We start from the raw sequence: 25,024 nt of genomic DNA, 5'->3' as shown, positions 1-25,024 counted from the left end.
GGAGTCTCCAGTCGTGGTCAGGGGGCGGCGGTCGCAGCCTCACGCCGGGTGGCGAGCTGCATGATCTTTTCCTGCGAGGCTTCGCGCGCCGTGAGCTCGCCGGTGATGCGGCCCTCGCACATCACGAGCACGCGGTGGCTCATGCGCAACACCTCGGGCAGCTCCGAGGAAATGATGACGATGGCCTTGCCCTGCGCGGCCAGTTCGTTGAGCAGGCGGTAGATCTCGGCCTTGGCGCCCACGTCGATGCCGCGCGTGGGCTCGTCGAAGAAGAGCACGTCGCAGTCGCGCAGCAGCCACTTGGCGATGACGATCTTCTGCTGGTTGCCGCCCGACAGCAGCCGCACCTGCTGGCGCACCGAAGGCGTCTTGATGCCGAGCTGCCGCACGTAGCGCTCGCCGGCCGACTCGACGGCGGCCTGGTCGATGAAGAAGCCCCCCGACAGGAAGCGCTTCATGCTCGCGAGCGCGATGTTGGTTTCCACGTCCATGCCGGTGGCCAGGCCGAAGTGCTTGCGGTCTTCCGACAGGTAGCCGATGCCGTGGGCCACCGCGTCCTCAGGGGAGCGGATCGACACCTTCTTGCCATGCACGAAGACTTCGCCCGCGTCGATGCGGTCGGCGCCGAACACCGCGCGCGCCAGCTCGGTGCGACCCGCGCCCATCAGTCCCGCGAAGCCGAGGATCTCGCCGCGACGCAGCACGAAGCTCGCGTCGCGCACCATCGAGCCGCGGCGGATGCCCCTGGCCTCGAGCACGACCTCGTTGCCCGAGGTGTCGGGCATCTGGTGCTCGGCCTCGGCGAGCTGGCGGCCCACCATCATGGCGATGAGCGTGTCCATCGGCGTGGTCGCCATCGGCACGGTGGCAATGTACTGGCCGTCGCGCATCACGGTCACGCGGTCGGCGATGCGCTTGAGCTCGTCCATCTTGTGCGAGATGTAGACGATGGCCACGCCGCGCGACTTCAGCCGCGCGATGATGCGGAACAGGTCGGCCACCTCCTCGTTGTTCAGCGCGGCGGTGGGCTCGTCCATGATGAGCACGCGCGAGTCGAACGAGAGCGCCTTGGCGATCTCCACCATCTGCTGCCTGGCCACCGTGAGCTCGCCCACCGGCGTGCGCGGGTCGAGCTTCAGGTTCATGCGCTCGAAGATGCGCTGCGCCTCCTGGCACATGGCCTCCTCGTCGATGAAGACGCCGAAGCGCCCGCGCGGCTCGCGGCCGATGAAGATGTTCTGCGCGGCGCTCAGGTGGTTCATCAGGTTGAGCTCCTGATGGATGATTCCGATGCCCAGAGCCTGCGCGGCGCGCGGGCTCTCGATGTCCACGGGCCGGCCGTCGAGCAGCACCTCGCCCGAGTCCTTGCGGTAGACGCCCGCCAGCACCTTCATCAGCGTGGACTTGCCCGCGCCGTTCTCGCCCATGAGCGCATGCACCTCGCCGGGCAGCAGCTCGAACTGCGCCCTGTCGAGCGCGCGCACGCCGGCGAAGGCCTTGCTCAGGTCGCGGATGGCTACGACGGGTTGCGTCATGGGCTTTCCTGGTGACTTTCCTGGTGGGATGGCAGGCCGTAGAAGCGCCGGGCGGTGCCGCTCCAGACACTGGCCTGCTCCTGCGGCGAAAGGCCGCCGATGCAGCCTTCGCTCACGGCGATCCAGCCCGCGTAGTCGCCGGCCAGCGTGAGCACGGGCCAGTCGCTGCCCCACATCAGGCGCGCGGGGCCGAACACCTCGAGCAGGTGCTCCCACACGGGACGCACCGCGTGGGTGACGACATCCGCATCGCGCTGCATCGCGGACGGCGCCTCGGTCCACAGCCCCGAGAACTTGCAGCACACCTGCGGCAGTGCCGCCACGGCGGCGATGTCCTCGCGCCACCGGGCAAAGTCGTCGCTGCCGTGCGCACCCACCGGCGGCTTGGCCGCGTGGTCGATCACCACCGGCAGCTGCGGCCACTGCTTCAGGAACTGCAGCAGCGGCGAAAGATGCCTCGGCTTCACCAGCGCGTCGAAGCGCAGGCCCAGGCGCAGCATCGCGCGCAGCGCATCGGAGCGCGGGCGACGCGCGATCCAGTCGTCGTCGGGCAGGTCCTGCAGCATCGGCCGCACGCCCTTGAACTTGCGATTGCGCGCCAGGCGCTCCAGCGAGGCGGTCGCGCTTGGCCGGCTCAGGTCGACCCAGCCGACCACGCCGCCGATCTCTTCATGGGCGTCGGCGATGTCGAGCAGGAATTCGGTCTCGGCCCCCGACTCGGCGGCCTGCACCAGCACGGTCCGGCTCACGCCGTGGGCACGCAGCAGCGGCGCCAGGTCTTCGGGCATGAAGTTGCGCAGCAGCGGCGCCAGCGCGGGCTCGTCGGCGCGCAACCACGTGTAGTCGCCGCGCGAGGGCCGCCAGAAGTGCTGATGCGAGTCGATGCGCTGGATCATTTCGGGTCGCGGGCAGCGGTGAAGCTGCCGAACGCCTTGCCTCTCTAGTCCATTCGTGAACAGAGTATTTACATACGAACTTTCAGCGTCAAGCTCGCTTCATGGGTGCTTTCCCGTAAAACGAAACTTGCAAACAGCAGTTCTTGCTGTTGAAATTCATTGGTGAACAAATCGATTCAACCCGACATCCTCGGCAAGCCGGCCGAAGACCAGGAGCCTCAGGATCGCTACCGCGCGCCCGCGCTGGACAAGGGCCTGGACATCCTCGAACTGCTCGCCGACCAGCCCGAGGGCCTGACGCGCGGCGAGATCGTGAAGGCGCTCGACCGCGGCCCGAGCGAGATCTACCGCATGCTCGAACGGCTGGTGGCGCGCCAGTACGTGCTGCGCTCGCTCGCAGGCGACCGCTACAGCCTGAGCCTGAAGATGTTCGACCTGGCGCACCGCTATCCGCCGAACCACCGGCTGGTGACGCAGGCCCTGCCGGTGATGGACCGCTACGTGAAGGAAGCCGAGCAGTCGTGCCACCTGGGCGTGTACGACCGGGGCAACGTGCAGATCGTGGCGCAGGTCAGCAGCCCCGCCACCTGCGGCATGACGGTGCGGCCCGGCACGCGCGTGAACCTGCTCGACACCGGTTCGGGCCAGGTGCTGCTGGCCTGCGAATCGGACGAGCGGCGCCGGCAAATGGTGGCCGAGCACGTCGCGCTCGACGGCGAGGTGCAGATTCCGCCCGACGAGCTGGAGCACATGCTCGAAGCCGTGCGCGCCACCGGCTACCGGCAGCGCGAGAGCCTGCAGTACTTCGGCGTGATCGACATCTCCTGCCCCATCCTCGGCCCGCACGGGCATGCGCTGGCGGTGCTCACCACGCCGTACATCCGGCGCATCGACCGCCATGCGATCCCGTCGCTGGACCGCGCGCGCGAGCTCATGCTGCAGGCGGCGCGCGACCTCTCGCTGCTGGCGAACGCCTAGGGCGGCGTCGGGACCTTCTTCTTTTTCTCCTTCCGCCCGCCGATGGCGCCAGATGCCGCGGCGCCGAGGATGCGCCGGAAGGTCGGGCACTCCATGTGGCTGGGCGCGCGGCAGACAGCCGCATGCCGCAGGCCGTCGCGCATCGCGCTCAGGTTGCGGATCGTGCGGTCGAGCTCGTCCGCCTTGGCGGCGAGCATCAGGCGGTCGATGCGCGGCTGCCCGTTGGGCCCGAACATGCGCGCGATCTCGTCCAGCGAAAAACCGGCCGCGCGGCCCAGCGCGATGAGCGCCAGGCGCTCCAGCACGTTGGCGTCGAACACGCGGCGCAGGCCCTGCCGCCCGATGGGGGCGATCAGCCCCTTCTCGTCGTAATAGCGCAGCGTCGAGGCAGGCACGCCGGAGCGCTGCGCCACCTCGGCAATATCCAGTTGCTTCATCCTCTTGACCTCAAGCCGGCTTGAGTTTGCATAGTGCGGTTTCCGCCTCCCGAAGGCAAGCAAGAGGAAACCATCATGGAAAGAACCGCACAGCAGCCCGGCGACGAACAGGCCAGGCTCTGGAACGGCCCGGCCGGGAACGCCTGGGTCGACGCGCAGACGACGCTCGACCATCTGTTCCGTCCCCTGGAAAAGCTGCTCGTGGAAGCCGCATGCGCCAGCAGCCCGCCGACGGGCCGTGTGCTCGACGTGGGCTGCGGCACCGGCGGCACCACGCTGGCCATCGCACGGGCGCTCAGCCCCGGCGCGGATTGCACCGGCATCGACATCTCGGAGCCGATGATCGCCGCCGCCCAAGGTCGCGCCGTGCGCGAAGGCGCGGCGGCACGCTTCGTCTGCGCCGATGCCCAGACGCATGCATTCGAGCCCGCGAGCTTCGACAGCATCGTCTCGCGCCTCGGAGTGATGTTCTTCGACGACCCGGTTCGCGCCTTCTCCAACCTGCGGCGTGCCGCGAAGGACGGTGCCGCACTGCACTTCATCGCCTGGCGCGGCGCGGCCGAGAACCCCTTCATGACCACCGCCGAGCGCGCTGCCGCTCCGCTGCTGCCGGATCTTCCGCCTCGACAGCCGAACGCGCCGGGCCAGTTCGGCTTTGCGGACAGGCATCGTGTGGAAGCCATCCTCGAGAAAAGCGGCTGGCGCGGCATCGACATCCGGCCCGTCGACCTGCCCTGCACCCTGCCGGAGAAAGATCTCGTCGGCTACCTGAGCCGGCTCGGCCCGGTCGGCCTGGCGCTGCGGCAGGTGGACGAGCGCACGCGCGAACGGGTCATCGGCACGGTTCGCGCCGCCTTCGAGCCTTTCGTGCACGGAGACGAAGTCCGCCTGGTCGCGGCCTGCTGGATGGTCGCCGCGCACGCGCCGGGGAGAAACCGGAATGACTGAAGGCACGAAGCTGCTCGCGAGCATGCTGCTGACCGGCGTGGGCGCGACGGCGGCGATGGACCTCTGGGCCATCGCCCGCAGGCGGCTGCTCGGCGTTCCGTCGCTCGACTACGCACTGGTGGGCCGCTGGCTCGCCTACCTGCCGCAGGGCCGCTTTCGCCACCACCCCATCGCCGCAACTCCACCCGTGCGCGGCGAGCGGGCGCTCGGGTGGGCGGCGCACTACGGCATCGGCATCGCCTTCGCGGCCTTGCTGTTCGCCGGCTGGGGGCCGGCGTGGGCCGGCAACCCCACGCTCGGCCCGGCCATGATCGTCGGCATCGGCAGCGTGGCGGCGCCCTTCCTGGTGATGCAGCCGGCCATGGGCGCCGGCATCGCGTCAAGCCGCACGCCACGGCCCATGGCGGCACGGCTGCACAGCCTGATCACGCACGCGGTCTTCGGGCTGGGGCTCCATGCGTCCGGCCGGGTGGCCGCGCTTGCCCTCGCAGCCTGACCCGCAGGCTTACGCGAACAGCTTCCCGTTGAGCGCGATCCGAACGGTCTTCACTGTGAGAACAGCCAGCGCGACGTTCAGCGCGGCCAGCAGCACCAGAGCGACGACCCAGAGCGCGACGCTCGCGCGCAGCTCCGCGTACTTCAGCGCCGCGTTGGCGAGAGCGGCCATCGGGAAACCGATCGCCCACCAGTTCGGCGAGAACGTCGCGCCCTTGCGGAACACCTTCGGCGCGACCACCGCGAAGATGAAGAGGCCGAAGTAGAAGAGCATCGCGGCGAAGCGGTCGATCTCGCCGACGACGTTGGTGTACGCGAGGAAGCCCACCGCGAAGGGCGCCACCAGGATCATCAGCGAAGGCTCCATGGCGGGAGCGAGCGGGTCGCGATGCACGAGCCGGCCGATGATCATCGTGAAGAGCACGAGCGCCAGCACGGCACCGATCGCGCTCGCGGCCAGGTTGACTTCGGCGGCCCACGCCATCGGCATGTGGGCGCCGGTGACGGGAATGTCGAGCGTGGCCACGCCGGGGATGATCCAGGCCGGCACGGCGAGCGACGCATCCACCTGCCCCTTCAGCAGCCGGGACAGCACGACGAAGCTCAGCGCGATGGTCGCGATCAGGCCCACGGTCCAGGCGAAGTGCGCGACGGGCGCGCTGTAGGGTGCGATCACCACCGACAGCAGCAGCACCGAGATCGCGATGGTGCCGAAGAAGTTGCCCGCCACCGGGTGCCTGAACTCCGCCTGCACCGCCTGCGGGTGCCTGGCGAGCTTCGTCAGGTAGCCCGCCGAGATGAGCACGAAGACGACCAGCGCGAACGCCCCCACGGCCTCGCCGACGAATGCAGGCACACCCAGGCTTTCGTGCACGAGCCGCCACGCGAGGGCCAGGCCCGACAGGCCCATCACGGAGGCGAAGAGGTTGACGGGAAGGTTGCGCACGGAGACTTCGGCGCGCGGCGCAACGACGGATGAGGAAGAGTTCAGTGACTGGCTTTGCATGGCTGGCACCTTTGGCTGAATTTGCATTAGTTGATATTTTCCGCCAGACTCCAGTCGTCGCCGTCCCCGGTTCACGGCGTTTTCAGCCAATCCCCGGACCTTGTCAGCCATGCGTATCGCCATCCTCGCCTTTCCCCGTTTCCAACTGCTCGACATCGCCGGGCCCGCCGACGTCTTCGCCGAGGCCTCGCACCAGCTCGGCAATCCGCGCGCCTACCAGGTGCAGGTGATCGGCACCAAGGCAGGCGTGCTCAAGAGCAGCGGCGGCCTCAAGCTGGCCGTCGACGCCACCGTGGAAACGCATCGCGGCGCCATCGACACCCTGCTGGTCGCGGGCAGCCCGCGCATCGAGGACATGGAAAGCGACACGCAGCTGCAGGACTGGCTCCGGCGCCAGGCGGGCAGCGTGCGGCGCTACGGCTCGGTGTGCTCCGGCGCCTTCGTGCTGGCGGCCTCGGGGCTGCTCGACGGCAAGCGCGTCGCGACCCACTGGAACGTCGCCTCCGGCCTCGCGGCCGCATACCCGCGTGCGCGTGTCGAGGCGGACGCCATCTACGTGAAGGACGGCAACCTCTTCACCTCGGCCGGGGTCACCGCCGGCATGGACCTCGCGCTCGCGATGGTGGAAGAGGACCACGGCCGCGAACTGGCGCTGCGCGTGGCGCGCCAGCTGGTGATGTTCCTCAAGCGCCCCGGGGGCCAGAGCCAGTTCAGCGCGCATCTAGCGGCGCAGACCTCCGAGCGCTCCGGCGTGCGCGCTGTGCAGGACCACGTGCTCGCGAACCTGAAGGACGACCTGTCCGTGCCCGCCCTCGCCGCGCGCGCGGGCATGAGCGAAAGAAGCTTCGCGCGCATATTCCGCAGCGAGACGGGAACGACGCCCGCCGAGTTCGTGGAGAACGCGCGAATCGACGCCGCCCGCCGCCTGGCCGAGGAGTCGGACGCGCCTGCCAAGCGCCTGGCCGACGCGGTGGGCTATGCGAACGTGGACGGCTTCCGGCGCGCGTTCTCACGTCGCCTGGGGGTCAGCCTCGTGGAGTACCGCCGGCGCTTCGCGACCTGACGCGGCGGGCGGCCGCTCGTTCAGGCCGTCTTCTTGTCGTCCCTGAGCACGATTTCCCCGGTGCGGGGATTCGTCAGCGTGACGTTCTCCAGCGCCTTGATCCGCCACTCGCCGGCCTCCCGCGTCAGCACGGCAAGGATCAGCGTGTCGACGGCATGCGGTCCCGCCGGGTGCGCCGGGCCGCTCGAGAGGCGGCTCCAGAAGTGCACGACCGCGGCGTCGTCGCCGATCGGGGTGGCGTCGATCAGCTCGTTGTCGAGCGTGGACTCGCTGTAGATGGTCGCATGGATGGGAGCATGCAGGCCGACTATTTCCTCGACGCCGCGCACGTAGTGTCCGAACCGGTTCACGAAGCTCGCGTTGCCGTGGAACAGCGCCGCGAGCGCCTTCATGTCGTGGCTGTTCCATGCGGCCTGGAACGCTTCGGGTGCATCTTCAGGATGGTTCATCTGGTTCATCTGGCTCGCTTCACCTGGGTTCCTGCCGGCGTCCGCGCATCGTGGATCCGTTGCACGGACGGGCCTTCTACACGTCCTCGTCGGCGGGCGGCCCGCTCGCCGATCCCGGCGCCGCCTGCGCCAGGTGGCCGCCCACCGTCGAGAGCAGGCCTCGCAGCCAGCGATGGGCGCCTTGGTGCTGCGAGCGCTCGTGCCACAGCTGGTAGAAGCGCATGCGCGGAAAGCCCTCCGGGGCCGCCACGCACACCACCGGCAGGCTGCGCGTGAACTGCTCGGCGAAGTGGCGCGCGGTGGTGAACACGAGGTCGCTCTGGGCCACGAGGTAGGGCGCCATCGCGTAGTAAGGCACGAAGACGCGCGCGTCGCGGGTCTGCCGCAGCCCGGCCAGGTGGCTGTCGACCACCGCGCGGTGCGACTTGGCGAACGGCGTGGGCACCACGTGCACGGCCGCGAGGTAGCGCGGCAGCGTCATGGCATCGGGCGCGGCCAGCGGGTTGCGCGGGCTCATCATGCACACCAGCTCGTCCTCGATCAGCAGCGACAGGTGCATGCGCTCGGGCGGCAGCGGCCAGTTGCCGATCACGATGTCGAGCTCGCCCTGCGCCAGCGCGCGCTCGTAGTCGTAGCCGGGCGTCAGCGGGTGGACCAGCAGGCGCGCCTGCGGCGCCTCGGCGCGGAAGCGCGCCACCACCTCGGCCATGAAGCTGGCCGCCAGGTAGTCCGGCGTGGCGATGGTGAACGTCATGGTGCTGGAGGCGGGCTCGAAGCGCTCGGGGCCGGCCAGCATGCGGTCGATCTCGCCGAGCACTTCGCGCGCGCTGTCGCGCAGCTGCAGCGCCCGTGCGGTGGGCACCATGCCGCCGCGCTCGCGCACCAGGATCGGATCGCCGAAGGCGTCGCGCAGGCGCCGCAGCGCCGCGCTGACGGCCGGCTGCGTCTGGTTCATGCGCACCGCCGCGCGCGAGACGCTGCGCTCGGCCACCAGCACCGCCAGCACGCGCAGCAGGTGGATGTCGACAAGGTCCTGGCTTCTGGTCATGTGTCTAGGGGTTCGACCGGATGGCGCGCCTTTGCGGGGCGCGACCTATCGCTCTGGTTTATGCCGCACATTCCGCGCGCCGTGCGCGCGGCCGGACCATTGTGCCTACAGTGCCCACGCAGGCGGCGCTCCTTTTGCCGTTCCGGATCGCAGCGCCCCACATCAAGGACCTGGAGACAAGCATGACATCAACCACAGCGGCCGCATCGGTCCGGCCTTCCTCCACCCCGTCCGAGCTGGACGGGGTCTACCGCAAGATCATCTGGCGGCTCATTCCCTTCCTGATGCTGCTGTGGGTGCTGGCCTGGATCGACCGGGTCAACATCGGCTTCATCAAGCTCACCATGCTCGACGAGCTCAAGTGGAGCGAGGCGATGTACGGCCTGGGCGCGGGCATCTTCTTCCTGGGCTACTTCTTCTTCGAGGTGCCGAGCAACCTGCTGCTGCAGCGCATCGGGGCCAAGAAGACCATCATGCGCATCACCATCGGCTGGGGGCTGACCTCCATCGCCACGATGTTCGTGAAGACGCCGGAGATGTTCTATTTCCTGCGCTTCCTGCTGGGCGTGTTCGAGGCCGGCTTCTACCCCGGCATCATCCTGTACCTGACCTACTGGTTCCCCAACGACCGGCGCGCCAAGGCCTTCGGCATGTTCATGTCGGCCTCGGCCTTCGCGGGCGTGATCGGCGGGCCGCTGGCCGGCACCATCATGACCGGCATGCACGGCGTGAACGGCTGGTCGGGCTGGCAGTGGGTGCTGCTGCTGGAGGGCATTCCCTCGGTCATCGCCGGCTTCGTCACGTACTTCTACCTGACCGACAGGCCCGAGCAGGCCGACTGGCTCACGGCACGCGAGCGCCAGCTGGTGCACGAGGACCTCGAGCGCGACGGCCGCTCGCTGGGCCAGCGCGAGCACAGCATGCTGGCCTCGCTCAGGAGCGGGCGCATCTGGCTGCTGATCCTGATCTTCTTCTGCATCATCGCGGCCAATTCCTCGCTGACCTTCTACGGCCCGACGCTGGTCAAGGAAGTGGGCTTCGCCAGCCCGGTGGCGGTGGGCTGGATCATGGCCGTGGCCTACCTGTGCGGCGCCGTCGGCATGATCTGGAACGGCTTCCACTCCGACAAGCACCAGGAATCGCGCTGGCACTGCGGCCTGGCCGCGGCGCTGGGGGCGGTGTCGCTGCTGGCCGTCGCGCTCTTCCTGGGGCACAGCGCGCTGGCGGTGCTGGTGGGCCTGACCCTGGCCATCGTCGGCACCATGAGCGCCATCCCGGTGTTCTGGCAGATGCCCAACCGCTTCCTGGCCGGCACCGCGGCCGCCGGCGGCGTGGCGCTGATCAACTCCATCGCCAACCTGGCCGGCTTCGGCGCGCCCTGGATGCTGGGCCTGATCAAGACCTCCACCGGCAGCCTCTCGCCCGGCCTGTACGTGGTGGCGGCGGTCGAGATCTGCGCCACCTTGCTGATCCTGGCCTGCGTGCCCTCGCACCGCAAGCAATCCGTAGCTGCCGTCGCCGCGCGCTGAGCGGCAGGCATCGTCACCGAAGAAAAGTACGACCGATGACCCTCACCACCACCCGCCTGAACCTGGCCGCGCTCAACGAGATGGACCGCGACGCCTTCGTCGCCGCCGTCGGGCCGACCTTCGAGAACTCCCCCTGGGTCGCGCAGGCCGCGTGGGCGCGCCGCCCCTTCGCCGACGTCGACGCGCTGCATGCCGCGATGCTCGACGTGGTGCGGCAGGCGCCGCAGGAGCGCCGCATCGCCTTCCTCTGCGGCCACCCGGAGCTGGCGGGCCGCGAAGCCCAGGCCGGCACGATGACTGCCGAGTCCGTCGGCGAGCAGCGCAGCGCCGGGCTCGACGCGCTCAGCCGCGACGAGCTGGGCGAGATGCAGTACCTGAACCGCGCCTACCGCGAGCGCCACGGCTTCCCCTTCATCATCGCCGTGCGCCGCAACACCAAGCAGCAGATCTTCGAGGCGATGCGCACGCGCGCGGCGGCGAGCACGGAGACCGAGCAGCGCGCCGCGCTCGACCAGATCGGCTTCATCACCCGCGGGCGCATCGACGCCCTGCTGGACGGCTGAAGCCTCCGGCGCGCTCCCTTCACCGCGACACGTTCCCGTTCCCGCCAGCCGGTGTGCCCTCGCACCGGCCAGGCGTTCCATCGCCCGGAAAAAGGGCAGACAACGACAGGAGACAAGCAAAGATGGCGAATCAAGTCGTATCCCACCATCCCGCGCGCAGGCAGTTCGCGCTCTCGGGGCTGGCGCTCGGCGCGGCGGCGCTCACCGCGCGCGGGGCGCTGGCACAGCAGCCGGGCGCTGCGCCGGCCGGCCCCGCCCGGGCCAGCGGCCCCATCGTGCTGCACGGCGTGAGCCCACGGCTGACGGTGCACGCGCTGGACACCTTCCACGGCGCTGCCGCCACCGGCCTGCGCATCGACTTCTCCCGGCTGGAAGGCGGCAGCTACAGGCAGTTGCGCAGCGTCGTCATGAACGGCAACGGCCGCTCCGACGACCCGCTGCTGATCGGAGACAGCTACCAGCCCGGCGACTACGAACTGCTGCTGCACGTCGACGACTACTTCGCCGGCAGGAAGGCCGTGCTGCCCATGCCACCCTTCCTGACGAAGCTGCCGGTGCGCATCCGCGTCGCCAACGTCGCGGAGCGCATCCACCTGCCGATCCAGTTCGGCCCGTGGAGCTACACCTACTCGCGCGGCAGCTGAGCCCATTGCACTGACGAAAGAGGAAACGACATGACCGGCATCTCGACGCACGTGCTCGACATCACCAACGGGCGGCCCCTGGCGGGCCTGCAGGTGGAGCTCTACGACGTGGCGACCAACCCGCCCACGCGCATCAACGGCACCCGCACCAACGCCGACGGCCGCACCGATGCGCCCATGCTCGCGGCCAAGGACGCGCGCACCGGCCACTTCGAGCTGCGCTTCCACGTCGGCGACCACTTCAAGGCAGCCGACGGGCTCTCGGACGTGGTGCCAGTGCGCTTCTCCATCTTCGACGCGGCGCAGCACTACCACGTGCCGATGCTGTGCGCGCCCTGGTTCTTTTCAACCTATCGCGGCAGCTGATTCGCCGCAGGAGTTTCTACAGATGCCCCATCCCGATCAAGACTCGGAGAAGTACATGGTCGACGCCATCCGGCTGGCCATGCGGAACGTGCGCGAGCGCAGGACCTGGCCTTTCGGCGCCGTGCTGGTGCGCGACGGCAAGGTGCTGGCCAGGGCGGTCAACGAGGTCGACGCGCTGTGCGACCCCACGGCCCACGCCGAGATGCAGGCGGTGCGCATCGCCGCCAAGGCCCAGGGCGGCACCGACCTGTCGGGCAGCGTCGTGTACGCCAGCGGCTACCCGTGCCCCATGTGCCTCACGGCCATGTACCTGGCCGGCGTGAAGGAGGTGTACTACGCCTACTCCAACGAAGACGGCGAGCCGCACGACCTCTCGGCCGAGCGCGGCTACCTGGAGATCGCGCGGCCGCTGGAGCAGCGCGAGATGCCCGTGCGATCGCTGCCGGTGCGCGACGAGGGCGAGGACCTGTACGAGGCCTGGTCGCGCTCGATGCGCTGAACACAGGCCCCGGGGCGCGGCCTCAGTCCGCGTAGACCCCGGCCGCCTTGATCACCGGCGTCCACTTCGCGATCTCGTCGATCACGAACTTCTTGTGGCCCGCGGGCTCGATGCGCCCGTCGGTCGCCACCACGGCGCCCAGCAGCTCCTCGCGATGGATGAAGTCCGGGTCCTTCAGCGCGACCTTCACCGCGTCGTTGAGCTTCTTCAGCACCGGCGCGGGCGTGCCCTTGGGCGCATAGAGGCCGTGCCAGATCGTGACCTGGAAGTTCTTCAGACCGGCCTCGTCGAGCGTGGGCAGGTCCTTCAGCGTCGGCAGCGCCAGCCGCTTGGAAGTGGTGACGGCGAAGGCCTTCACCTTGCCCGCCTGGATGTGCGGCGTGGTGTTGGTGGTCTGGTCGCACAGCAGGTCGATCTGGCCGCCGATCAGGTCGGTGATGGCCGGCGCTGTGCCCTTGTAGGGCACGGGCGTCATCTCGGTCTTCGTCGCGCTCTGGTACAGCAGGCCGCACAGGTGCGACGCCGAGCCCACGCCCGCGTTGCCGATGTTGATCTTGCCCTTGTTGGCGGCGATCCAGCCGCTCAGCTCCTTGTAGTTGCTGGCGGGAATGCCGGGCTTGGAGATGAGCGTCATCGGCACGTCGTTGACGATGCCCAGGTACTCGAAGTCGGTCTCGACCTTGAACGGCACGTTGCGCACCAGGCTCGGCACGGTCGCCATCGCGATGTGGTTGAGCAGCAGCGTGTAGCCGTCGGGCGTGGCGCGCGCCACCTTGGCCGCGCCGATGGAGCTGCCGGCGCCGGGCACGTTGTCGATGATCACGCTGGCGCCGCCGAGCGGCTTGCGCAGCGCCTCGGCCAGGTCGCGCGCGACGCGGTCGGTCGGGCCGCCGGCCGCGAAGGGCACGACGATGGTGACGGGCTTGCCGCCCGGGAAGTCCTGCGCGTGGGCAGCAACGGCGGCGGCGGCGATCGCCGCGAGGGCGAACAGTTTCTTCATGGAGTCTCCGTGACGTTGGATTGAAAAATGATTCAGGGCGCGCGCGACGGCACGCGGCTCTCGAGGGCGGGCGGCTGCCATGCCGGCTGGATGTGGCAGCCGTTCTTGCCGTCGGTGTCGTAGTGCGGCATCAGCGCCTTGCAGCGCTGCGCGAGGCCTTCTGGCGTGGGCTTCTCGCCCTTGTCGATCCAGTCGAGCAGCGCGGCGAAGAGCGCGGGGTATTCCGAATCGCTCAGGTAGCTGTGCTCGCGCTCGCTGCTGAAGCTCTGCACCAGAAGGTTGCCGGTGCCCGCGGCATCGCGGATGCGGCGGTAGGAGTTCTCGAGTTCGACGAAGGCCGTCGGGTCATCGATCGCATGCAGGCCCACGGTGGGCAGCGCGGTGCGGCCGGTGGGCTGACTGTCGGCCGCCAGCGCGCCCTTGGCCTGCGGATCGGCCGCGTAGCGCAGCACGCCGGCATCGAGCGCGGCGTCGTCGGCCGAGCCGCTGTAGACCACGCCGATGTTGCCGAAGGGATTGCGGCCCTCGAGCCGTTTCTGCACCAGATCCTGGAAGAGCCACGTCGCCCAGGTGAGATGGCCCAGCAGCGAGCGCTCCTGGATCTTCACGACCGAGAGGATGGTCTTCAGCCGAGCCGCCTGCTCGGGCGTGCGCTGCGCGGCCGGCAGGCCGACACCAGTGCACTCCTTCACGCGGGCGGCGAGATCGGCGCGCGTGAGCTTGGAGTCAAGAGGAAGGCCCATCCACAGCGGGTACTGCGGCTCGTCGGGGCGCGGATGGTTGCGGCAGACGTACTGGTAAACCACGCGCAGGTCGAGCCGGAAGTCGTAGGCACTGTTGCCACCGCCGAGCACGCCGCTCGTGAGCAGCAGGCCGTCGTAGGGAGACTTCGCCCCGCCGGCCGGTGCGTAGAGCTCCGCCGCCTTTGCCGCCACGCCCGCACCATAGCTCTGCCCGTGCAGCAGCGTGCGGTGCGGCTGGCCGAAATGGCGCACGAAGATCTGGCGCAGGCGTTCGGTGTCTTCCGCGGCCATGGCCACGCCGTAGCCGCCGCGCCGGTAGGTGGAGGCGGCCCATGCGTAGCCGGCCTTCACGGTGACTGCCCAGCGCTTCAGGTCTTCCTCGCTGCGCTCCAGCTTGGGCGGTCCGGTCTCGGGGCCGCCGTGGGCGTGCATCACGAGAACGCGGCCGGCGTTCTTCGCCCAATCCTTCGGAATGGCGATCCAGTAGAAGGAACCCGCGCCGTCCTCACCGGTGTAGCAGCGCGCCGACTCTGGCACCGGCGCCGGGCAGGCGGCCGCCTTGGGCCCTGAGGGCGCCGCATGCGCGGGCAGCGTCGATGCCGCGCCGATCAGCGCGAAGGCCATGGAAGCCGCAAGGCTGGACAGTCGTTTTTTCAATGACGTACTCCGAGTTCTAGCGCCGCCTTCGCCGCATCGGTGGAGACGAATGCGAGGACGCCGCTGTTGAAGATGAAATTGCCCGCCCGGCCGGCATCGGCCTGCGCCACGCCGAGCACCGGCGTGTCGTAGCTCAGCCCCGCGGCCGCGCCGCCGAGGTTAAGGCCGCTGCCGGCCACCGTGGCATCGTGGTTCTCGCCCTTGACGCTGAGCAGCGCATAGCTGCCGTCGGCCGTGCCGGAGACCAGGCTCTGCTGCAGGCCGAAGAGGCGCATGCCCGCGTTGGCGGCCGACTCGCGCACCAGGTGCATCGGCACCGCCGTGCCGCTGACGAGGCCGATCACCATCGAGCCGGTGAGCGTGCCGCCGGTGGTCACTGCGCTGCCGGTGGGCGAGGTCGTGAACAGGTCGAAGGCGCCGCGCGTGCCGTTGTAGGTGATGTAGCCCTTCTCGGTCTGCGTGCAGGTGGCGTCGTAGATCATGAAGCCGTTGGCCGGATCGCGGCAGTACTGGAAGGTGCCGGCATTGCGCAGCCGCACCGCCAGCGCCTGCGCCGCCGTGCCGCCCGTGCCCTGCTGCACGCCCACCGCATTGAAGATGTTCGCCACCGGGTTGAACACCGTCGGCGTCGCCGCGTTCTGGAAGGTGTTCTGGAACGCCAGCAGGGGCGCGAAGCCGCCGCCGCTGGGCGCATTCACGCCGCCCGAGAGCACGCCGCCGGCGCCGAAGCTGAACACCGCTCCGCTCTCGCCGCTGCCGTAGCTGCAGTTGCCCTCCGACACCAGCGTGCCGGTGCGCACCGTGCCGGCCGCGCGCTGCAGGCTCGCGTCGATGGTCACGGTGTAGGCCATGGTGGCCGGGTCGATCTGCACGCGCAGCTCTTCGCCGAAGCTGTTGCCGCCCTTGTAGCTGGTGACGGACGCGGGCAGGTTCGGGCAGACCAGCGGGTTGCCGACCTCGGTCACGCAGCTGTAGTTGACGGCTGCGTCCAGGCTGCCGCTGCCACGGTACTTGGGCCACGCCGGGAACAGGCACAGCGGGCGCGTACGGCCATATGTGCCGGCCACGGCGTCCACCGCCACGCCAGTGGCCGGCGCGAGCCCGCCTTCGACCCAGCCTTTGAGCGCGGCCAGCGAATCCCAGTTGGGAATGAAGCTGCCGGTGCCATGGCCCATGCCGGGCACGGTGTAGAAGCGCACGTTCCGGTCGACCGAGGCCTGGCCCAGCGTGGCGATGAGCTGCTTGTAGTAGTCGATGGTCGAGTTCGGGCTGATCACCTCGTCGGCCAGGCCGTGCAGCATGATGAGCCGGCCGCCGCGCGCGAAGAAGGGCGCGAGGTTCGGGTTGGTCGCGTCGGTGATGTTCGACACCTCTGTCACCCGCGCGGCATAGCTGCCCGGGTTCAGCGGGTCGAAGGTCAGCGTGTTGAAGTTGGCGTCGCGCGTGACGAAGAACTTCACCCACTGGTCGCCGGTGACGTACATGTTGGCGTCGGCCGACGTGGCGGGGTTGGCCGGCACGTTGCGCGTACCGAGATCGCGCGTGGTGAACGGGCCCGCCACCAGCGCGCCTTCGAGCAGGTTGTAGCCGCCCGCGCGCTTCACGCCGTTGGCCAGCGAATAGGTCGTGAAATCGAGCGGCGACTCGATGGCCTTCACGGTGGCGATCTGCGCGTCCGACAGGCAGGTCTTGGCAGTCTTCGTGCCGCCGGGGCAGCGCAGCGAGGCCAGCAGCTGTGTGTTGAGCTGGCGGCAGCTCTCGACGTTGCTCACGATGCTGTCGGCCGCGCCGTCGAGCTTGTCGCAGGCCTGCATCGCGGCCTTCTGCACCATCAGCGTCTCGCTCAGGTCCATCCAGCCGTCGGTGCCGTTGTTGTAGTAGAGCGCGCGGCCCACGGCCACGTTCGACAGCCGCGTGCCGGTGTAGTTGAGCGCGGGCTCGTTGGCGATCACGCCGTCGTAGTCGAGCGGCCAGCGCTGGATGTAGCTCAGCGCATCGCGACCGCCCGTGGAGGTGCCGAGGAAGTAAGCGTGCTTCGGCGCCACGCCATAGCGCGCGAGCACCAGCGCCTGCGCCACGTCGCGCGTCTTCTTGAGCGAGTTGCCGCCGTAGTTGGCGAGCTGCTCGTCGTTGGCCGCGAACTTGCCGTCGGTGATGCTGCCCGACTGGTGGCCCGAGTCGTCGCCGTAGGTGGCGTAGCCCAACGCGAGCGGCGCGGGCTTGCCGGCGGGGCCGAAGCGGATGACCTCGGTGCCGTCGATCAGCACGCCGTCGAAGCCGCCGCCGCCGAAGTGGATGGTCTTCTGGTTCCACTTCTCCGGCAGGTTGACCGCGAAGTTGATGGACTGCGAGCTGGGGTCGACCGGCTGGATGGTGCCGCGCACGCGGCAGTAGTCGCCGAGCGTGTTGCCGGCGTCGCCGGCGGCCACGGGCGTGGCGCTGGTGACGGTGGCGCCCTGCGTGGGCAGGCTGATCAGCGAGGCGGGCAGGCTCTTGCCGTTGAGGTCCGCGCATGAAACGGCCGGCTGCACGGGCGGGGGCGGCGGGTTGTCCGGCGGATCGTCCGCGGGAGGATTGGTGGCGGGCGGATTGCTGCCGCCGCTGGCTGGCGGGGTGGTCGGCAGGAAGCCGATGCCGCCTCCTCCACCTCCGCCGCCACCACCGCAGGCGGCAAGGATCAGCGAGACCAGCGAAAGGCCGACCGCGTGGCGGACGGCTCGAAACATCGAGGCGGGGATCGAGGCAGGGCGCGTTGTGCGCATGGGTTTGTCTCCGGCATGCGGCCTCGTTGGGCCGCTTGTTCTTGAATGGGCGGCCGGAAGATAGATTCGGTGTGACTTAGGGTCAAATAAAATAACAAGGCACTTTTCATACAAAAAACATATGGACATACGGGCACTGCGCTACTTCGCCGCCGTTGCGGAGACCGGCCACATGACGCGCGCGGCCGAGCAACTGGGCATCCAGCAGCCGCCTTTGAGCCTGCAGATCAAGGCGCTCGAACGCGAGCTGGGGGTGCTGCTGTTCCGCCGCCATCCGCGCGGCGTGGCGCTGACCGACGCGGGCCGGCTGTTCCAGGCCGAGGCGCTGCGCATGCTGCAGGACATGGAGGCCATGAAGCAGCGCATGACGCGCGTGGCCAAGGGGCAGTCCGGCACGCTTGCGGTGGGCTTCACCAGCTCGGCGGCGGCGCACCGCTTCATGCCCGAGGCGCTGCGCGAGTTCCGCCGCGAATACCCTGAAGTGGAGCTGCAGCTGCGCGAGGACAACGCGGCCGAGCTCACCGAGGCGCTGGCCGCGGGCCGCCTGCACTGCGGCCTGCTGCGCGTGCCGGTGGCACGGCCCGAGGGGCTGCTGTTCGAGACGCTGCTGCGCGAGCCGGTGCTGGTCGCCATGCCCAGCGACCACCGCCTTGCCCTCGGCCGCGACAAGGACTCGCGCCCGCTGCCGCTCGCCAAGCTCTGCGAGGAAGGCATCATCCTCGTGCGGCGCCCGGGCGCGCCCGGCCTCTATGCCGATCTGCTCGCGCTGTGCCACGCCAAGGGACTGCGCCCGCGCGTGGTGGCCGAAGTCGATCGAATGATGACCAACCTGAATCTCGTGGCCGCGGGTGTCGGCCTTTCCGTGGTGCCGGCCTCGATGCACGGCGTGCACGCACATGCCATCGCCTATGCGCGGCTGGCCGACGGCGGCCAGCTCGACGCGCCGCTCACGCTGGTGTCGCGCGCCGAGGAAGACAACCTGCCCGCGCTGAACTTCGCCGCAATGCTGCGCCGGCTGGCGCTGGAGAACCCGGGCTCATGAACCGGCTTCGCCGCCGACTGCTGCAGGGCACGGGCACGCTGCTCGCGGCCGCCTGCGCGCTGCCGCGCGCACTGCATGCCGCGCCGCTGCAATGGCCGAACAAGCCGGTGCGCCTGATCGTGGTCTATCCGCCCGGCGGTGTCAGCGACGGCATGGCGCGCGTGCTGGCCGAGCCGCTCGCACGTTCGCTCGGCGTGCCGGTGCTCATCGAGAACCGCCCCGGCGCGGGCGGCAGCCTCGGCATGGATGCGCTCGCGCGCTCCACGCCCGACGGCAGCACGCTGGCCTTCTCGGCCATCAGCCCGCTCACGCTGCACCCGCTGCTGGCGCGCGTTCCCTACGACCCGATGCGCGCCTTCGTGCCCGTGGCCAGCGTGATGCGCACGCCAGTGCTGGTGGTAGGCACGCCGGCCTTCACCGGCCGCGGCTTCGGCGAGCTGATCGCGCAGGCGCGCAGGCAGCCGGGCGCGGTGCGCTGGGCGACATCGGGCGTGGCCACCATCGGCCACCTTGTGCTGGCGCAGGTGCGCGTGCAAAGCGGCACCGACATCACGCACATCCCCTACCAGGGCGGCGGCCCACAGCTCAACGATGCGCTGAGCGGCCAGTTCGAGGTGCTGTCGACCAACGTCGCCGCGCAGCAGCTGCAGTACATCGAGGGCGGCCGCTTCCAGGCGCTGGCGGTGGGCGCGCCCGCGCGCATCGAGGCACTGCCCACGGTGCCCACGCTCGCGGAGCTGGGCTTCGAGAAGGCGAACCGCGATTCGCTCTTCGGCATCTTCGCGCCGGCACGCACGCCGGGCGCCGTGGTGCAGATGCTCAATGCGGAGATCAACCGGGTGCTGGAAAGCGATGCAGTGCGCTCGCGGCTGCGTGCGGCCTACAACCTGCCGGCCGGAGGCAGCACCGAGGCCTTCGCGCACGAGATCGCCATCGACCGGCGGCGCAACCGCGATCTGGTCGCGGGTGATCGGTCGCAGTTCGACTGAGCGTTGTGGGTGGCTACTTCTCGGCCACCCAGAGCCGGGGGTAGTCGCTGACGAAGCAGTCGGGCGTCACGCTCAGCGTGGCCGCATAGTCGAAGCGCTTCGCCTCGTAGGCGTACTCGTTGTCGCTGCGCCGCTCGTAGCGCTGCATCAGCTCGCTGAGCACGCCGCCGCCGTCGATGTCGACCCATGCGGCGGGTGCATCCGCGCCCTCGCCTTTCGAGAGCCCGAGGCGACGCAGCTGCAGCAGGTTGGTGGCGGGCGTGAAGCCCAGGTCGAGGTCGATGCAATGCGACAGGTCGGGCACGGGCTCGTCGTTGAGCTTCCAGTGGCCGCGCGCGTCGCGGGCGATCGACAGGTCGACTGCCGAGTCGCCGAGCCAGCCGCGCACCGTGCCCCACTGGGTGTGCCATAGCAGGTCGCAGCGCACGCGGTAGTGCAGCTGGCCGATACGGCCGTCTTCAAGACGGAACACGGCGGCTCCGTCGAGTTGCCAGGCCGAGGCGTTGCGTTCGAGGCGACAGGCGTCGTGGCCCGGTACATCGAGCCTGCGCCAGAGGATGGAGGCGACCGTTTGCATGGCGCGCATGATGGCACCTGCATGCTGCGGCGCGCAAGCAATGACCCGCCGCCCCGCAGGTGCCAGTCAGGTTCGGGGAAGACGATTTCCCCGCATGACGCCTCCGGCAGACACCCCTCCCCCCGTGGACTCCGCGGAGCCCTCCGGCCCGCCCGCGCCGCGCTGGCTCGACTGGATCGACCGCGTGGCGATGACTTTCGCCGTCGCCATCGCGCTGCTGCTGTTCGCCCAATGGCCGTTGCGCGACCTGGCCGGCTCCGGCAACGGGCCGACGCAGGCCAACGACCTGGCGCAGTGGCTGTTCGCGCTTTACGTGGCGGTGGCGCTGCGGCACGCAGGCCGGCGCGGCGCGCATCTGGTGGCCCGTCCCGACCTGGCGGCCGACAACGCCGGGCGCCGTGCGCGGCTGCGCCGCATCGGCGCGGCGCTGTGCGTGCTGCCCTGGGCGCTGTTCCTGGTCTTCACGGCGGCGGCACCGGTGATGCGCTCGGTGGAGGCGCTCGAACTTTTTCCCGACACCTTCAACCCCGGCTATTTCATGATCAAGGTGGCCCTGCTGCTGCTCGCCGCGCTGCTGGCGGTGCAGAGCATGCTCGACCTCTGGCAGGAGCTGCACCCGGCGAACCCGCCCGAGGACACCGGCCAACCCGGACAGCCCGGCCCGTAGATGCCCTGGCTCGGACTCGCACTCCTCGCGCTGGCCCTGGCGCTGATGATGACCACCGGCTGGCCGACCTACGCAGTGCTGCTGGGCACATGCACGATCGGCGCGCTGGCCGGCCTGGCACTGGGCGCCTTCAACCTGGCGCTGCTGCAGAACCTGCCCTGGCGCATCGTCGGCCTGCTGGAGCACGACCTGCTGCAGGCACTGGCGCTCTATGCGCTGGTGGGCGCACTGCTCAACCGGCTCTCGCTCGCCGGCTACCTGTACAACGGCCTGCGCAAGGTGCTGGCCTTCGTCGCGCCGCGCGCCGCACCCGAGCTCGCCGGCATGGTTCTGGGACTGCTGCTCGCGCCGATGAACGGCTCGGTGGGCGCCAGCCTGCTGACGCTGGCGCGCACCGCCGGCCAGGGCTGGGCGAGCGAGGGCCTGCCCGCGGCGCGGCGCACCGCGCTCGTGGCCGTGACCAGTACGCTGGGCGTGATCGTGCCGCCATCCCTGGTGCTTCTGCTGCTCGGCGACGCGATGCTGCGCGCCCACACCGAGGGCATGAACATGGCGCGCGAACTGGCGCTGCCTTCGGCGAGCGCAGCCAGCCGTGTGGTCAACACGCAGGACATCCTCCAGGCCGCGCTGGTGCCGGCGGCGGCACTGCTTCTGGGCTGGCTGGCCGTGGCGTGGTTCGGTGCGCGAAGCAAGCCGAAGAGCGCCGCGCCGCGCGAGCCGCTGGAGCGGCGCGAGGGCTGGACGCTGCTTGTCGTGCCTTCGCTGATCGGTGCCCTGCTGGTGCTGGTCACGCTCGGCAAGGTGCGCGCGGTCGAAGGTGCGGCCGCCGCCTGCGTGCTGCTGCTGGCCTGGGGCGCGGTGTCGCGCCAGCTCACGCGAGCGGTGTTGCGGCAGGTGCTCGACGACGCGATGGCGCTCACCGGCGCGCTCTATGCGCTGCTGGTGGCCGCCACCACCTTCTCGCTGCTGCTGCGCGGCTTCGGCACCGACGGGCTGATCGCGCGGCTCATGCTGTCGCTGCAGGACCATCCGGTGATCGGGCTCGCGGTGGTGCTGGCCGTGCTGCTGGCCTTCGCCTTCGTGCTCGACGCCTTCGAGCTGATCTTCCTGATCGTGCCCATCGTCATGCCGCCGGTGCTCGCGCAGCTCGACGACGCGGCATGGATCGCCACGCTCACGCTGCTGGTGCTGCAGGCCGGCTTCCTGCTGCCGCCCTTCGGCTACGCGCTGGTGCTGGCGCGCGGGCAGGTGAAGCCGCGCCCGCCGGCTGCCGCCGTCGCCCGCGTGCTGATGCCGTACCTCGCGGTGCTCGCGGCGGTGACGATGCTGGTGATGGCGCTGCCCCAGACCACGCGCTGGCTGCGCACCTCGCCCACCGCGCTCGCACCCGCCGAACCGATGAACGACGAGGCGGTGGAGCGCCTGATGCGCGAGATGGCGCCGCCCGACACTGGCGACAGTGCCCCTCCGCCAGAAGAGAAATAGATTGCCGCGCGGCGTGCAGCACAATGCGCGCCCATGACCTTCAAGCTCCCTGCAGCCGTCGCGCTCGTGCTGTCCGCTCTCCTGGCAGGCGCCGCCCATGCCTCGACGGAACTGAAGGACGGCGACATCATCTTCCACACCTCGCGCTCGGCGCAAAGCATCGCGGTGCAGCGCGCGACCGGCTCGCGCTACAGCCACATGGGCATCGTGCTGATGCGCAACGGCAAGCCCCATGTGTTCGAGGCCGTGTCCACGGTGCGCTACACGCCGCTCGCGCAATGGACGGCGCGCGGCAACGGCGGGCACTACGTGGTGAAGCGGCTGCGCAACGCCGACACGCTGCTCACGCCGGGCGCGATCGCGAAGCTGCGCGCCGGCACATCCGACTTCGAGGGCCGGCCCTACGACCTGACCTTCGAGTGGTCGGACAAGCGCATCTACTGCTCCGAACTCGTGTGGAAGCTCTACCAGCGCGCGCTGGGCGTGCGCATCGGCGAGCTGCAGAAGATCCGCGAGTTCAACCTCACCGACCCGGCGGTGCGCGCCAAGATGCGCGAGCGCTACGGCGACAAGGTGCCGATGGACGAGCCCGTGATCTCCCCCGTGGCGATGTTCGAATCGCCCCTGCTGGTGACGGTGGAAACGCGCTGATCGAATCGCCCCCGGCGCACACGTGGCGCCCAGCCGCGAGACAATTGTTTCCGTGAGCTCCCAGACCCCGACGGCACCGCCGATCCGCCGCATCGCGCACCTCGACATGGACGCCTTCTATGCGTCCGTCGAGCTGCTTCGCTATCCGCAGCTCAAGGGCCTGCCGGTGGTGATCGGCGGCGGACGGCGGCGCGTGGACGAGGCCATCCGCAACCTGCCCGAGGGCGGCACGCTGGCCGACATTCCGGTCGATTCGTTCCCGCTGCTGAAGGACTACACCGGCCGCGGCGTGATCACCACCGCGACCTACCCCGCGCGACAGTTCGGCGTGGGTTCGGCGATGGGGCTCATGAAGGCGGCCAAGCTGTGCCCGCAGGCCATCATCCTGCCGGTGGACTTCGACGAATACCGGCGCTACTCGCGCACCTTCAAGAAGATCATCCTGGAGGTCGCGCCGCTCATGGAAGATCGGGGCGTGGACGAGGTGTACATCGACTTCACCGACGTGCCCGGCGGCCAGCGCGACGGCGGGCGCTCGCTGGCGCGACTGCTGCAGAAGGCCATCCTCGACGCCACCGGCCTCACCTGTTCCATCGGCGTGGCGCCCAACAAGCTCATCGCCAAGATGGCGAGCGAGTTCAACAAGCCCAACGGCATCTCGGTCGTCTACGAGGACGACCTGGAAAATCTCATCTGGCCCCTGCCCTGCCGCAAGGTGAACGGCATCGGCCCCAAGGCCGACGAGAAGCTCAAGCGCTTCGGCATCGAGACCGTGGGCCAGCTCGCGGCGCGCGACCGCGACTGGCTCGTCGCCAACTTCGGCAAGGCCACCGGCGCATGGATGCACGAGGTCTCGTGGGGCCGCGACAGCCGGCCGGTGGTCACAGAGAGCGAGCCCGTGTCGATGAGCCGCGAGACCACCTTCGACCGCGACCTGCACGCGGTGCGCGACCGCGCCGAGCTCGGCGCGATCTTCACCAAGCTGTGCGAGCAGCTGGCCGCCGACCTGCAGCGCAAGGGCTACGTGGGCAAGACCATCGGCATCAAGCTGCGCTACGACGACTTCAAGATCGCCACGCGCGACCAGACCATCGACCGCTTCACGGACGACGCGAAGACCATCCGCCACACCGGCGGCCTGTGCCTGAAGCGCGTGCCGCTGGAGCGCCCGCTGCGCCTTTTGGGCGTGCGCGTGGGCGCGCTGGCCAAGGCCGGCAGCCCCGAGGCGCTGGCGCCCGCTGGCTCCGGCACGCACCGCGCGGCGGCCGAACCGGTGGCCACCACCGCTTCGCTCTTCTGAGTACGCGATGGTCCGACGCTGGCTGCGCCGCATCGCCTTCACGCTGCTGGGCTTCGTCGCACTGGTGGGCCTGTACGTGGCGACGGCCTGCGCGCTCGTGTTCTGGCCCGCCAATCCCGAGCCTCCTCCGGAGAGCGCCATGGCAGAAGTGCAGGCCTGGATCCTGAGCAACGGCGTGCACACCGACTACGTGTTTCCGATCCGCTCGGCCACCATCGACTGGCTGCAGCTCTTTCCGCTGAAGGACTTCAAGGCGCCGCCGCCCGACGCCGAATTCATCGCCATCGGCTGGGGCGACCGCGAGTTCTACCTGAACACGCCCACCTGGGCCGACCTGACGGCGGCACGCGCGTTCGGCGCGCTCATCGGCGGCAACCGCGCGCTGATGCACGTGAGCTACCTGCGGCGCAGCCAGCTCGGACAAGGCGCATATGCGCTGCCGCTCACGCAGGCGCAGTACGCGCAGCTCGCAGACTACGTGCGCGCCGCGCTGCCTTCCGGCCGGGCAACGCCCATCGCCGGCGCGCACTACGACAACCAGGACGCCTTCTACGAGGCCGAGGGCGGCTACAACCTCTTCGAGACCTGCAACACCTGGACCGGCCGCGGCCTGCGGCGCGCAGGCGTCACCGTCAGCCGCTGGACGCCCTTCGACTTCACGGTGACGTGGCATCTGAAGCCGGGGCGGCCCTGAC

General features: G+C 69.7%; 26 protein-coding genes. 16 read left to right on the top strand and 10 right to left on the bottom strand.

Annotated elements, in window-relative coordinates; translation table 11 throughout:
- Positions 1-17 precede the first annotated feature (17 nt).
- Both EJP69_RS12265 and EJP69_RS12260 read right to left on the bottom strand, forming a co-directional pair.
- On the bottom strand, positions 18-1,535 hold the full coding sequence (locus EJP69_RS12265; RefSeq protein ID WP_126470329.1) for a sugar ABC transporter ATP-binding protein: 1,518 nt from the start codon (positions 1,533-1,535) through the stop codon (positions 18-20).
- A complete protein-coding gene (locus EJP69_RS12260; protein ID WP_126470327.1) occupies positions 1,532-2,431 on the bottom strand; it encodes an amidohydrolase family protein in 900 nt (299 codons plus the stop codon). Before EJP69_RS12260 ends, EJP69_RS12265 begins: the two co-directional genes overlap by 4 nt.
- Positions 2,432-2,593: 162 nt before the next feature.
- Between EJP69_RS12260 and EJP69_RS12255 the strand changes: the two genes are divergently transcribed.
- Positions 2,594-3,409: an IclR family transcriptional regulator gene (locus EJP69_RS12255; RefSeq protein ID WP_240652125.1), complete on the top strand. Its 816-nt coding sequence runs from the start codon at positions 2,594-2,596 to the stop codon at positions 3,407-3,409.
- Here EJP69_RS12255 and EJP69_RS12250 read toward each other — a convergent pair.
- Positions 3,406-3,846 carry a helix-turn-helix domain-containing protein gene (locus EJP69_RS12250; protein ID WP_126470325.1) on the bottom strand — a complete coding sequence of 147 codons (441 nt, stop codon included), beginning with the start codon at positions 3,844-3,846 and terminating at the stop codon, positions 3,406-3,408. The genes EJP69_RS12255 and EJP69_RS12250 overlap by 4 nt on opposite strands.
- A 75-nt stretch (positions 3,847-3,921) precedes the next feature.
- Here EJP69_RS12250 and EJP69_RS12245 point away from each other — a divergent pair, with 75 nt between their 5' ends.
- Positions 3,922-4,794, top strand: coding sequence for a class I SAM-dependent methyltransferase (locus EJP69_RS12245; RefSeq protein ID WP_126470323.1), 873 nt, complete (start codon positions 3,922-3,924; stop codon positions 4,792-4,794).
- Positions 4,787-5,290: a DUF2938 domain-containing protein gene (locus tag EJP69_RS12240; protein ID WP_126470321.1), complete on the top strand. Its 504-nt coding sequence runs from the start codon at positions 4,787-4,789 to the stop codon at positions 5,288-5,290. Before EJP69_RS12245 ends, EJP69_RS12240 begins: the two co-directional genes overlap by 8 nt.
- 9 nt (positions 5,291-5,299) lie before the next feature.
- Here EJP69_RS12240 and EJP69_RS12235 read toward each other — a convergent pair whose 3' ends face one another.
- Positions 5,300-6,295, bottom strand: a complete 996-nt coding sequence (locus tag EJP69_RS12235) for an SLAC1 anion channel family protein (RefSeq protein ID WP_126470319.1) — start codon at positions 6,293-6,295, stop codon at positions 5,300-5,302.
- Between the two features lie 109 nt (positions 6,296-6,404).
- Between EJP69_RS12235 and EJP69_RS12230 the strand changes: the two genes are divergently transcribed.
- Positions 6,405-7,358: a GlxA family transcriptional regulator gene (locus EJP69_RS12230; RefSeq protein ID WP_093205298.1), complete on the top strand. Its 954-nt coding sequence runs from the start codon at positions 6,405-6,407 to the stop codon at positions 7,356-7,358.
- Between the two features lie 20 nt (positions 7,359-7,378).
- Here EJP69_RS12230 and EJP69_RS12225 read toward each other — a convergent pair whose 3' ends face one another.
- Complete coding sequence (locus tag EJP69_RS12225; protein WP_240652124.1) at positions 7,379-7,807, bottom strand: SgcJ/EcaC family oxidoreductase; 429 nt, start codon at positions 7,805-7,807, stop codon at positions 7,379-7,381.
- 76 nt (positions 7,808-7,883) lie between these two features.
- Positions 7,884-8,855, bottom strand: coding sequence for a LysR substrate-binding domain-containing protein (locus EJP69_RS12220; RefSeq protein ID WP_093205303.1), 972 nt, complete (start codon positions 8,853-8,855; stop codon positions 7,884-7,886).
- A gap of 182 nt (positions 8,856-9,037) precedes the next feature.
- Between EJP69_RS12220 and EJP69_RS12215 the strand changes: the two genes are divergently transcribed.
- The 5 genes from EJP69_RS12215 (at position 9,038) to EJP69_RS12195 (ending at position 12,456) form a co-directional block, all read left to right on the top strand.
- Entirely contained in the window at positions 9,038-10,384 is a 1,347-nt protein-coding gene (locus EJP69_RS12215; RefSeq protein ID WP_126470314.1) for an MFS transporter, read from the top strand.
- A 35-nt stretch (positions 10,385-10,419) separates the two neighbouring features.
- Complete coding sequence (gene uraD / locus EJP69_RS12210; protein WP_126470312.1) at positions 10,420-10,947, top strand: 2-oxo-4-hydroxy-4-carboxy-5-ureidoimidazoline decarboxylase; 528 nt, start codon at positions 10,420-10,422, stop codon at positions 10,945-10,947.
- A gap of 122 nt (positions 10,948-11,069) precedes the next feature.
- Entirely contained in the window at positions 11,070-11,591 is a 522-nt protein-coding gene (locus EJP69_RS12205; protein WP_126470310.1) for a hydroxyisourate hydrolase, read from the top strand.
- Between the two features lie 30 nt (positions 11,592-11,621).
- Positions 11,622-11,957, top strand: coding sequence for a hydroxyisourate hydrolase (uraH, locus tag EJP69_RS12200; protein ID WP_093205314.1), 336 nt, complete (start codon positions 11,622-11,624; stop codon positions 11,955-11,957).
- A gap of 22 nt (positions 11,958-11,979) precedes the next feature.
- Positions 11,980-12,456 carry a nucleoside deaminase gene (locus EJP69_RS12195; RefSeq protein WP_093205316.1) on the top strand — a complete coding sequence of 159 codons (477 nt, stop codon included), beginning with the start codon at positions 11,980-11,982 and terminating at the stop codon, positions 12,454-12,456.
- Positions 12,457-12,478: 22 nt separating this feature from the next.
- Here EJP69_RS12195 and EJP69_RS12190 read toward each other — a convergent pair whose 3' ends face one another.
- The 3 genes from EJP69_RS12190 to EJP69_RS12180 are packed head-to-tail and all read right to left on the bottom strand — an operon-like array spanning position 12,479 to position 17,618.
- Entirely contained in the window at positions 12,479-13,456 is a 978-nt protein-coding gene (locus EJP69_RS12190) for a tripartite tricarboxylate transporter substrate-binding protein (RefSeq protein ID WP_093305795.1), read from the bottom strand.
- A gap of 32 nt (positions 13,457-13,488) precedes the next feature.
- On the bottom strand, positions 13,489-14,856 hold the full coding sequence (locus EJP69_RS12185; RefSeq protein WP_126470308.1) for an alpha/beta hydrolase family protein: 1,368 nt from the start codon (positions 14,854-14,856) through the stop codon (positions 13,489-13,491).
- Complete coding sequence (locus EJP69_RS12180) at positions 14,853-17,618, bottom strand: tannase/feruloyl esterase family alpha/beta hydrolase (protein WP_126470306.1); 2,766 nt, start codon at positions 17,616-17,618, stop codon at positions 14,853-14,855. Before EJP69_RS12180 ends, EJP69_RS12185 begins: the two co-directional genes overlap by 4 nt.
- Before the next feature lie 121 nt (positions 17,619-17,739).
- On the opposite strand from EJP69_RS12180, the gene EJP69_RS12175 reads away from it, so the two are divergent.
- The gene (locus tag EJP69_RS12175) at positions 17,740-18,660 is read left to right on the top strand and encodes a LysR substrate-binding domain-containing protein (RefSeq protein ID WP_093205326.1); all 921 of its coding nucleotides are present in this window, start codon (positions 17,740-17,742) and stop codon (positions 18,658-18,660) included.
- The gene (locus EJP69_RS12170; RefSeq protein ID WP_126470304.1) at positions 18,657-19,649 is read left to right on the top strand and encodes a Bug family tripartite tricarboxylate transporter substrate binding protein; all 993 of its coding nucleotides are present in this window, start codon (positions 18,657-18,659) and stop codon (positions 19,647-19,649) included. The genes EJP69_RS12175 and EJP69_RS12170 overlap by 4 nt, the downstream gene beginning before the upstream one ends.
- 13 nt (positions 19,650-19,662) lie before the next feature.
- Here EJP69_RS12170 and EJP69_RS12165 read toward each other — a convergent pair whose 3' ends face one another.
- The gene (locus EJP69_RS12165; RefSeq protein WP_240652123.1) at positions 19,663-20,235 is read right to left on the bottom strand and encodes a putative glycolipid-binding domain-containing protein; all 573 of its coding nucleotides are present in this window, start codon (positions 20,233-20,235) and stop codon (positions 19,663-19,665) included.
- 115 nt (positions 20,236-20,350) lie between these two features.
- Here EJP69_RS12165 and EJP69_RS12160 point away from each other — a divergent pair, with 115 nt between their 5' ends.
- From EJP69_RS12160 to EJP69_RS12140, 5 genes are read left to right on the top strand one after another with little or no spacing between them, the layout of a single operon-like run.
- Positions 20,351-20,893 (top strand): C4-dicarboxylate ABC transporter substrate-binding protein, encoded by a 543-nt coding sequence (locus EJP69_RS12160; protein WP_240652122.1) that lies wholly within the window; start codon positions 20,351-20,353, stop codon positions 20,891-20,893.
- Entirely contained in the window at positions 20,894-22,378 is a 1,485-nt protein-coding gene (locus EJP69_RS12155; RefSeq protein WP_126470300.1) for a TRAP transporter large permease subunit, read from the top strand.
- A gap of 33 nt (positions 22,379-22,411) precedes the next feature.
- Positions 22,412-23,029 carry a YiiX family permuted papain-like enzyme gene (locus EJP69_RS12150; RefSeq protein ID WP_093205335.1) on the top strand — a complete coding sequence of 206 codons (618 nt, stop codon included), beginning with the start codon at positions 22,412-22,414 and terminating at the stop codon, positions 23,027-23,029.
- Positions 23,030-23,081: 52 nt separating this feature from the next.
- Entirely contained in the window at positions 23,082-24,329 is a 1,248-nt protein-coding gene (locus EJP69_RS12145) for a Y-family DNA polymerase (protein ID WP_126470298.1), read from the top strand.
- A gap of 7 nt (positions 24,330-24,336) precedes the next feature.
- On the top strand, positions 24,337-25,023 hold the full coding sequence (locus EJP69_RS12140) for a TIGR02117 family protein (RefSeq protein ID WP_126470296.1): 687 nt from the start codon (positions 24,337-24,339) through the stop codon (positions 25,021-25,023).
- Position 25,024 lies beyond the last annotated feature (1 nt).

This window comes from Variovorax gossypii, assembly GCF_003965815.1.
Taxonomy (GTDB): Bacteria; Pseudomonadota; Gammaproteobacteria; order Burkholderiales; family Burkholderiaceae_C; genus Variovorax; species Variovorax gossypii.
This window is presented reverse-complemented; position numbering and strand designations above follow the sequence as displayed.

Coding starts and splice junctions, on each gene's coding strand:
- EJP69_RS12265 (WP_126470329.1), bottom strand. CDS start 1,535: ATGACGCAACCCGTCGTAGCCATCCGCGACCTGAGCAAGGCCTTCGCC.
- EJP69_RS12260 (WP_126470327.1), bottom strand. CDS start 2,431: ATGATCCAGCGCATCGACTCGCATCAGCACTTCTGGCGGCCCTCGCGC.
- EJP69_RS12250 (WP_126470325.1), bottom strand. CDS start 3,846: ATGAAGCAACTGGATATTGCCGAGGTGGCGCAGCGCTCCGGCGTGCCT.
- EJP69_RS12245 (WP_126470323.1), top strand. CDS start 3,922: ATGGAAAGAACCGCACAGCAGCCCGGCGACGAACAGGCCAGGCTCTGG.
- EJP69_RS12240 (WP_126470321.1), top strand. CDS start 4,787: ATGACTGAAGGCACGAAGCTGCTCGCGAGCATGCTGCTGACCGGCGTG.
- EJP69_RS12235 (WP_126470319.1), bottom strand. CDS start 6,295: ATGCAAAGCCAGTCACTGAACTCTTCCTCATCCGTCGTTGCGCCGCGC.
- EJP69_RS12230 (WP_093205298.1), top strand. CDS start 6,405: ATGCGTATCGCCATCCTCGCCTTTCCCCGTTTCCAACTGCTCGACATC.
- EJP69_RS12225 (WP_240652124.1), bottom strand. CDS start 7,807: ATGAACCATCCTGAAGATGCACCCGAAGCGTTCCAGGCCGCATGGAAC.
- EJP69_RS12220 (WP_093205303.1), bottom strand. CDS start 8,855: ATGACCAGAAGCCAGGACCTTGTCGACATCCACCTGCTGCGCGTGCTG.
- EJP69_RS12215 (WP_126470314.1), top strand. CDS start 9,038: ATGACATCAACCACAGCGGCCGCATCGGTCCGGCCTTCCTCCACCCCG.
- uraD (WP_126470312.1), top strand. CDS start 10,420: ATGACCCTCACCACCACCCGCCTGAACCTGGCCGCGCTCAACGAGATG.
- EJP69_RS12205 (WP_126470310.1), top strand. CDS start 11,070: ATGGCGAATCAAGTCGTATCCCACCATCCCGCGCGCAGGCAGTTCGCG.
- uraH (WP_093205314.1), top strand. CDS start 11,622: ATGACCGGCATCTCGACGCACGTGCTCGACATCACCAACGGGCGGCCC.
- EJP69_RS12195 (WP_093205316.1), top strand. CDS start 11,980: ATGCCCCATCCCGATCAAGACTCGGAGAAGTACATGGTCGACGCCATC.
- EJP69_RS12190 (WP_093305795.1), bottom strand. CDS start 13,456: ATGAAGAAACTGTTCGCCCTCGCGGCGATCGCCGCCGCCGCCGTTGCT.
- EJP69_RS12180 (WP_126470306.1), bottom strand. CDS start 17,618: ATGCGCACAACGCGCCCTGCCTCGATCCCCGCCTCGATGTTTCGAGCC.
- EJP69_RS12175 (WP_093205326.1), top strand. CDS start 17,740: ATGGACATACGGGCACTGCGCTACTTCGCCGCCGTTGCGGAGACCGGC.
- EJP69_RS12170 (WP_126470304.1), top strand. CDS start 18,657: ATGAACCGGCTTCGCCGCCGACTGCTGCAGGGCACGGGCACGCTGCTC.
- EJP69_RS12165 (WP_240652123.1), bottom strand. CDS start 20,235: ATGCGCGCCATGCAAACGGTCGCCTCCATCCTCTGGCGCAGGCTCGAT.
- EJP69_RS12155 (WP_126470300.1), top strand. CDS start 20,894: ATGCCCTGGCTCGGACTCGCACTCCTCGCGCTGGCCCTGGCGCTGATG.
- EJP69_RS12150 (WP_093205335.1), top strand. CDS start 22,412: ATGACCTTCAAGCTCCCTGCAGCCGTCGCGCTCGTGCTGTCCGCTCTC.
- EJP69_RS12140 (WP_126470296.1), top strand. CDS start 24,337: ATGGTCCGACGCTGGCTGCGCCGCATCGCCTTCACGCTGCTGGGCTTC.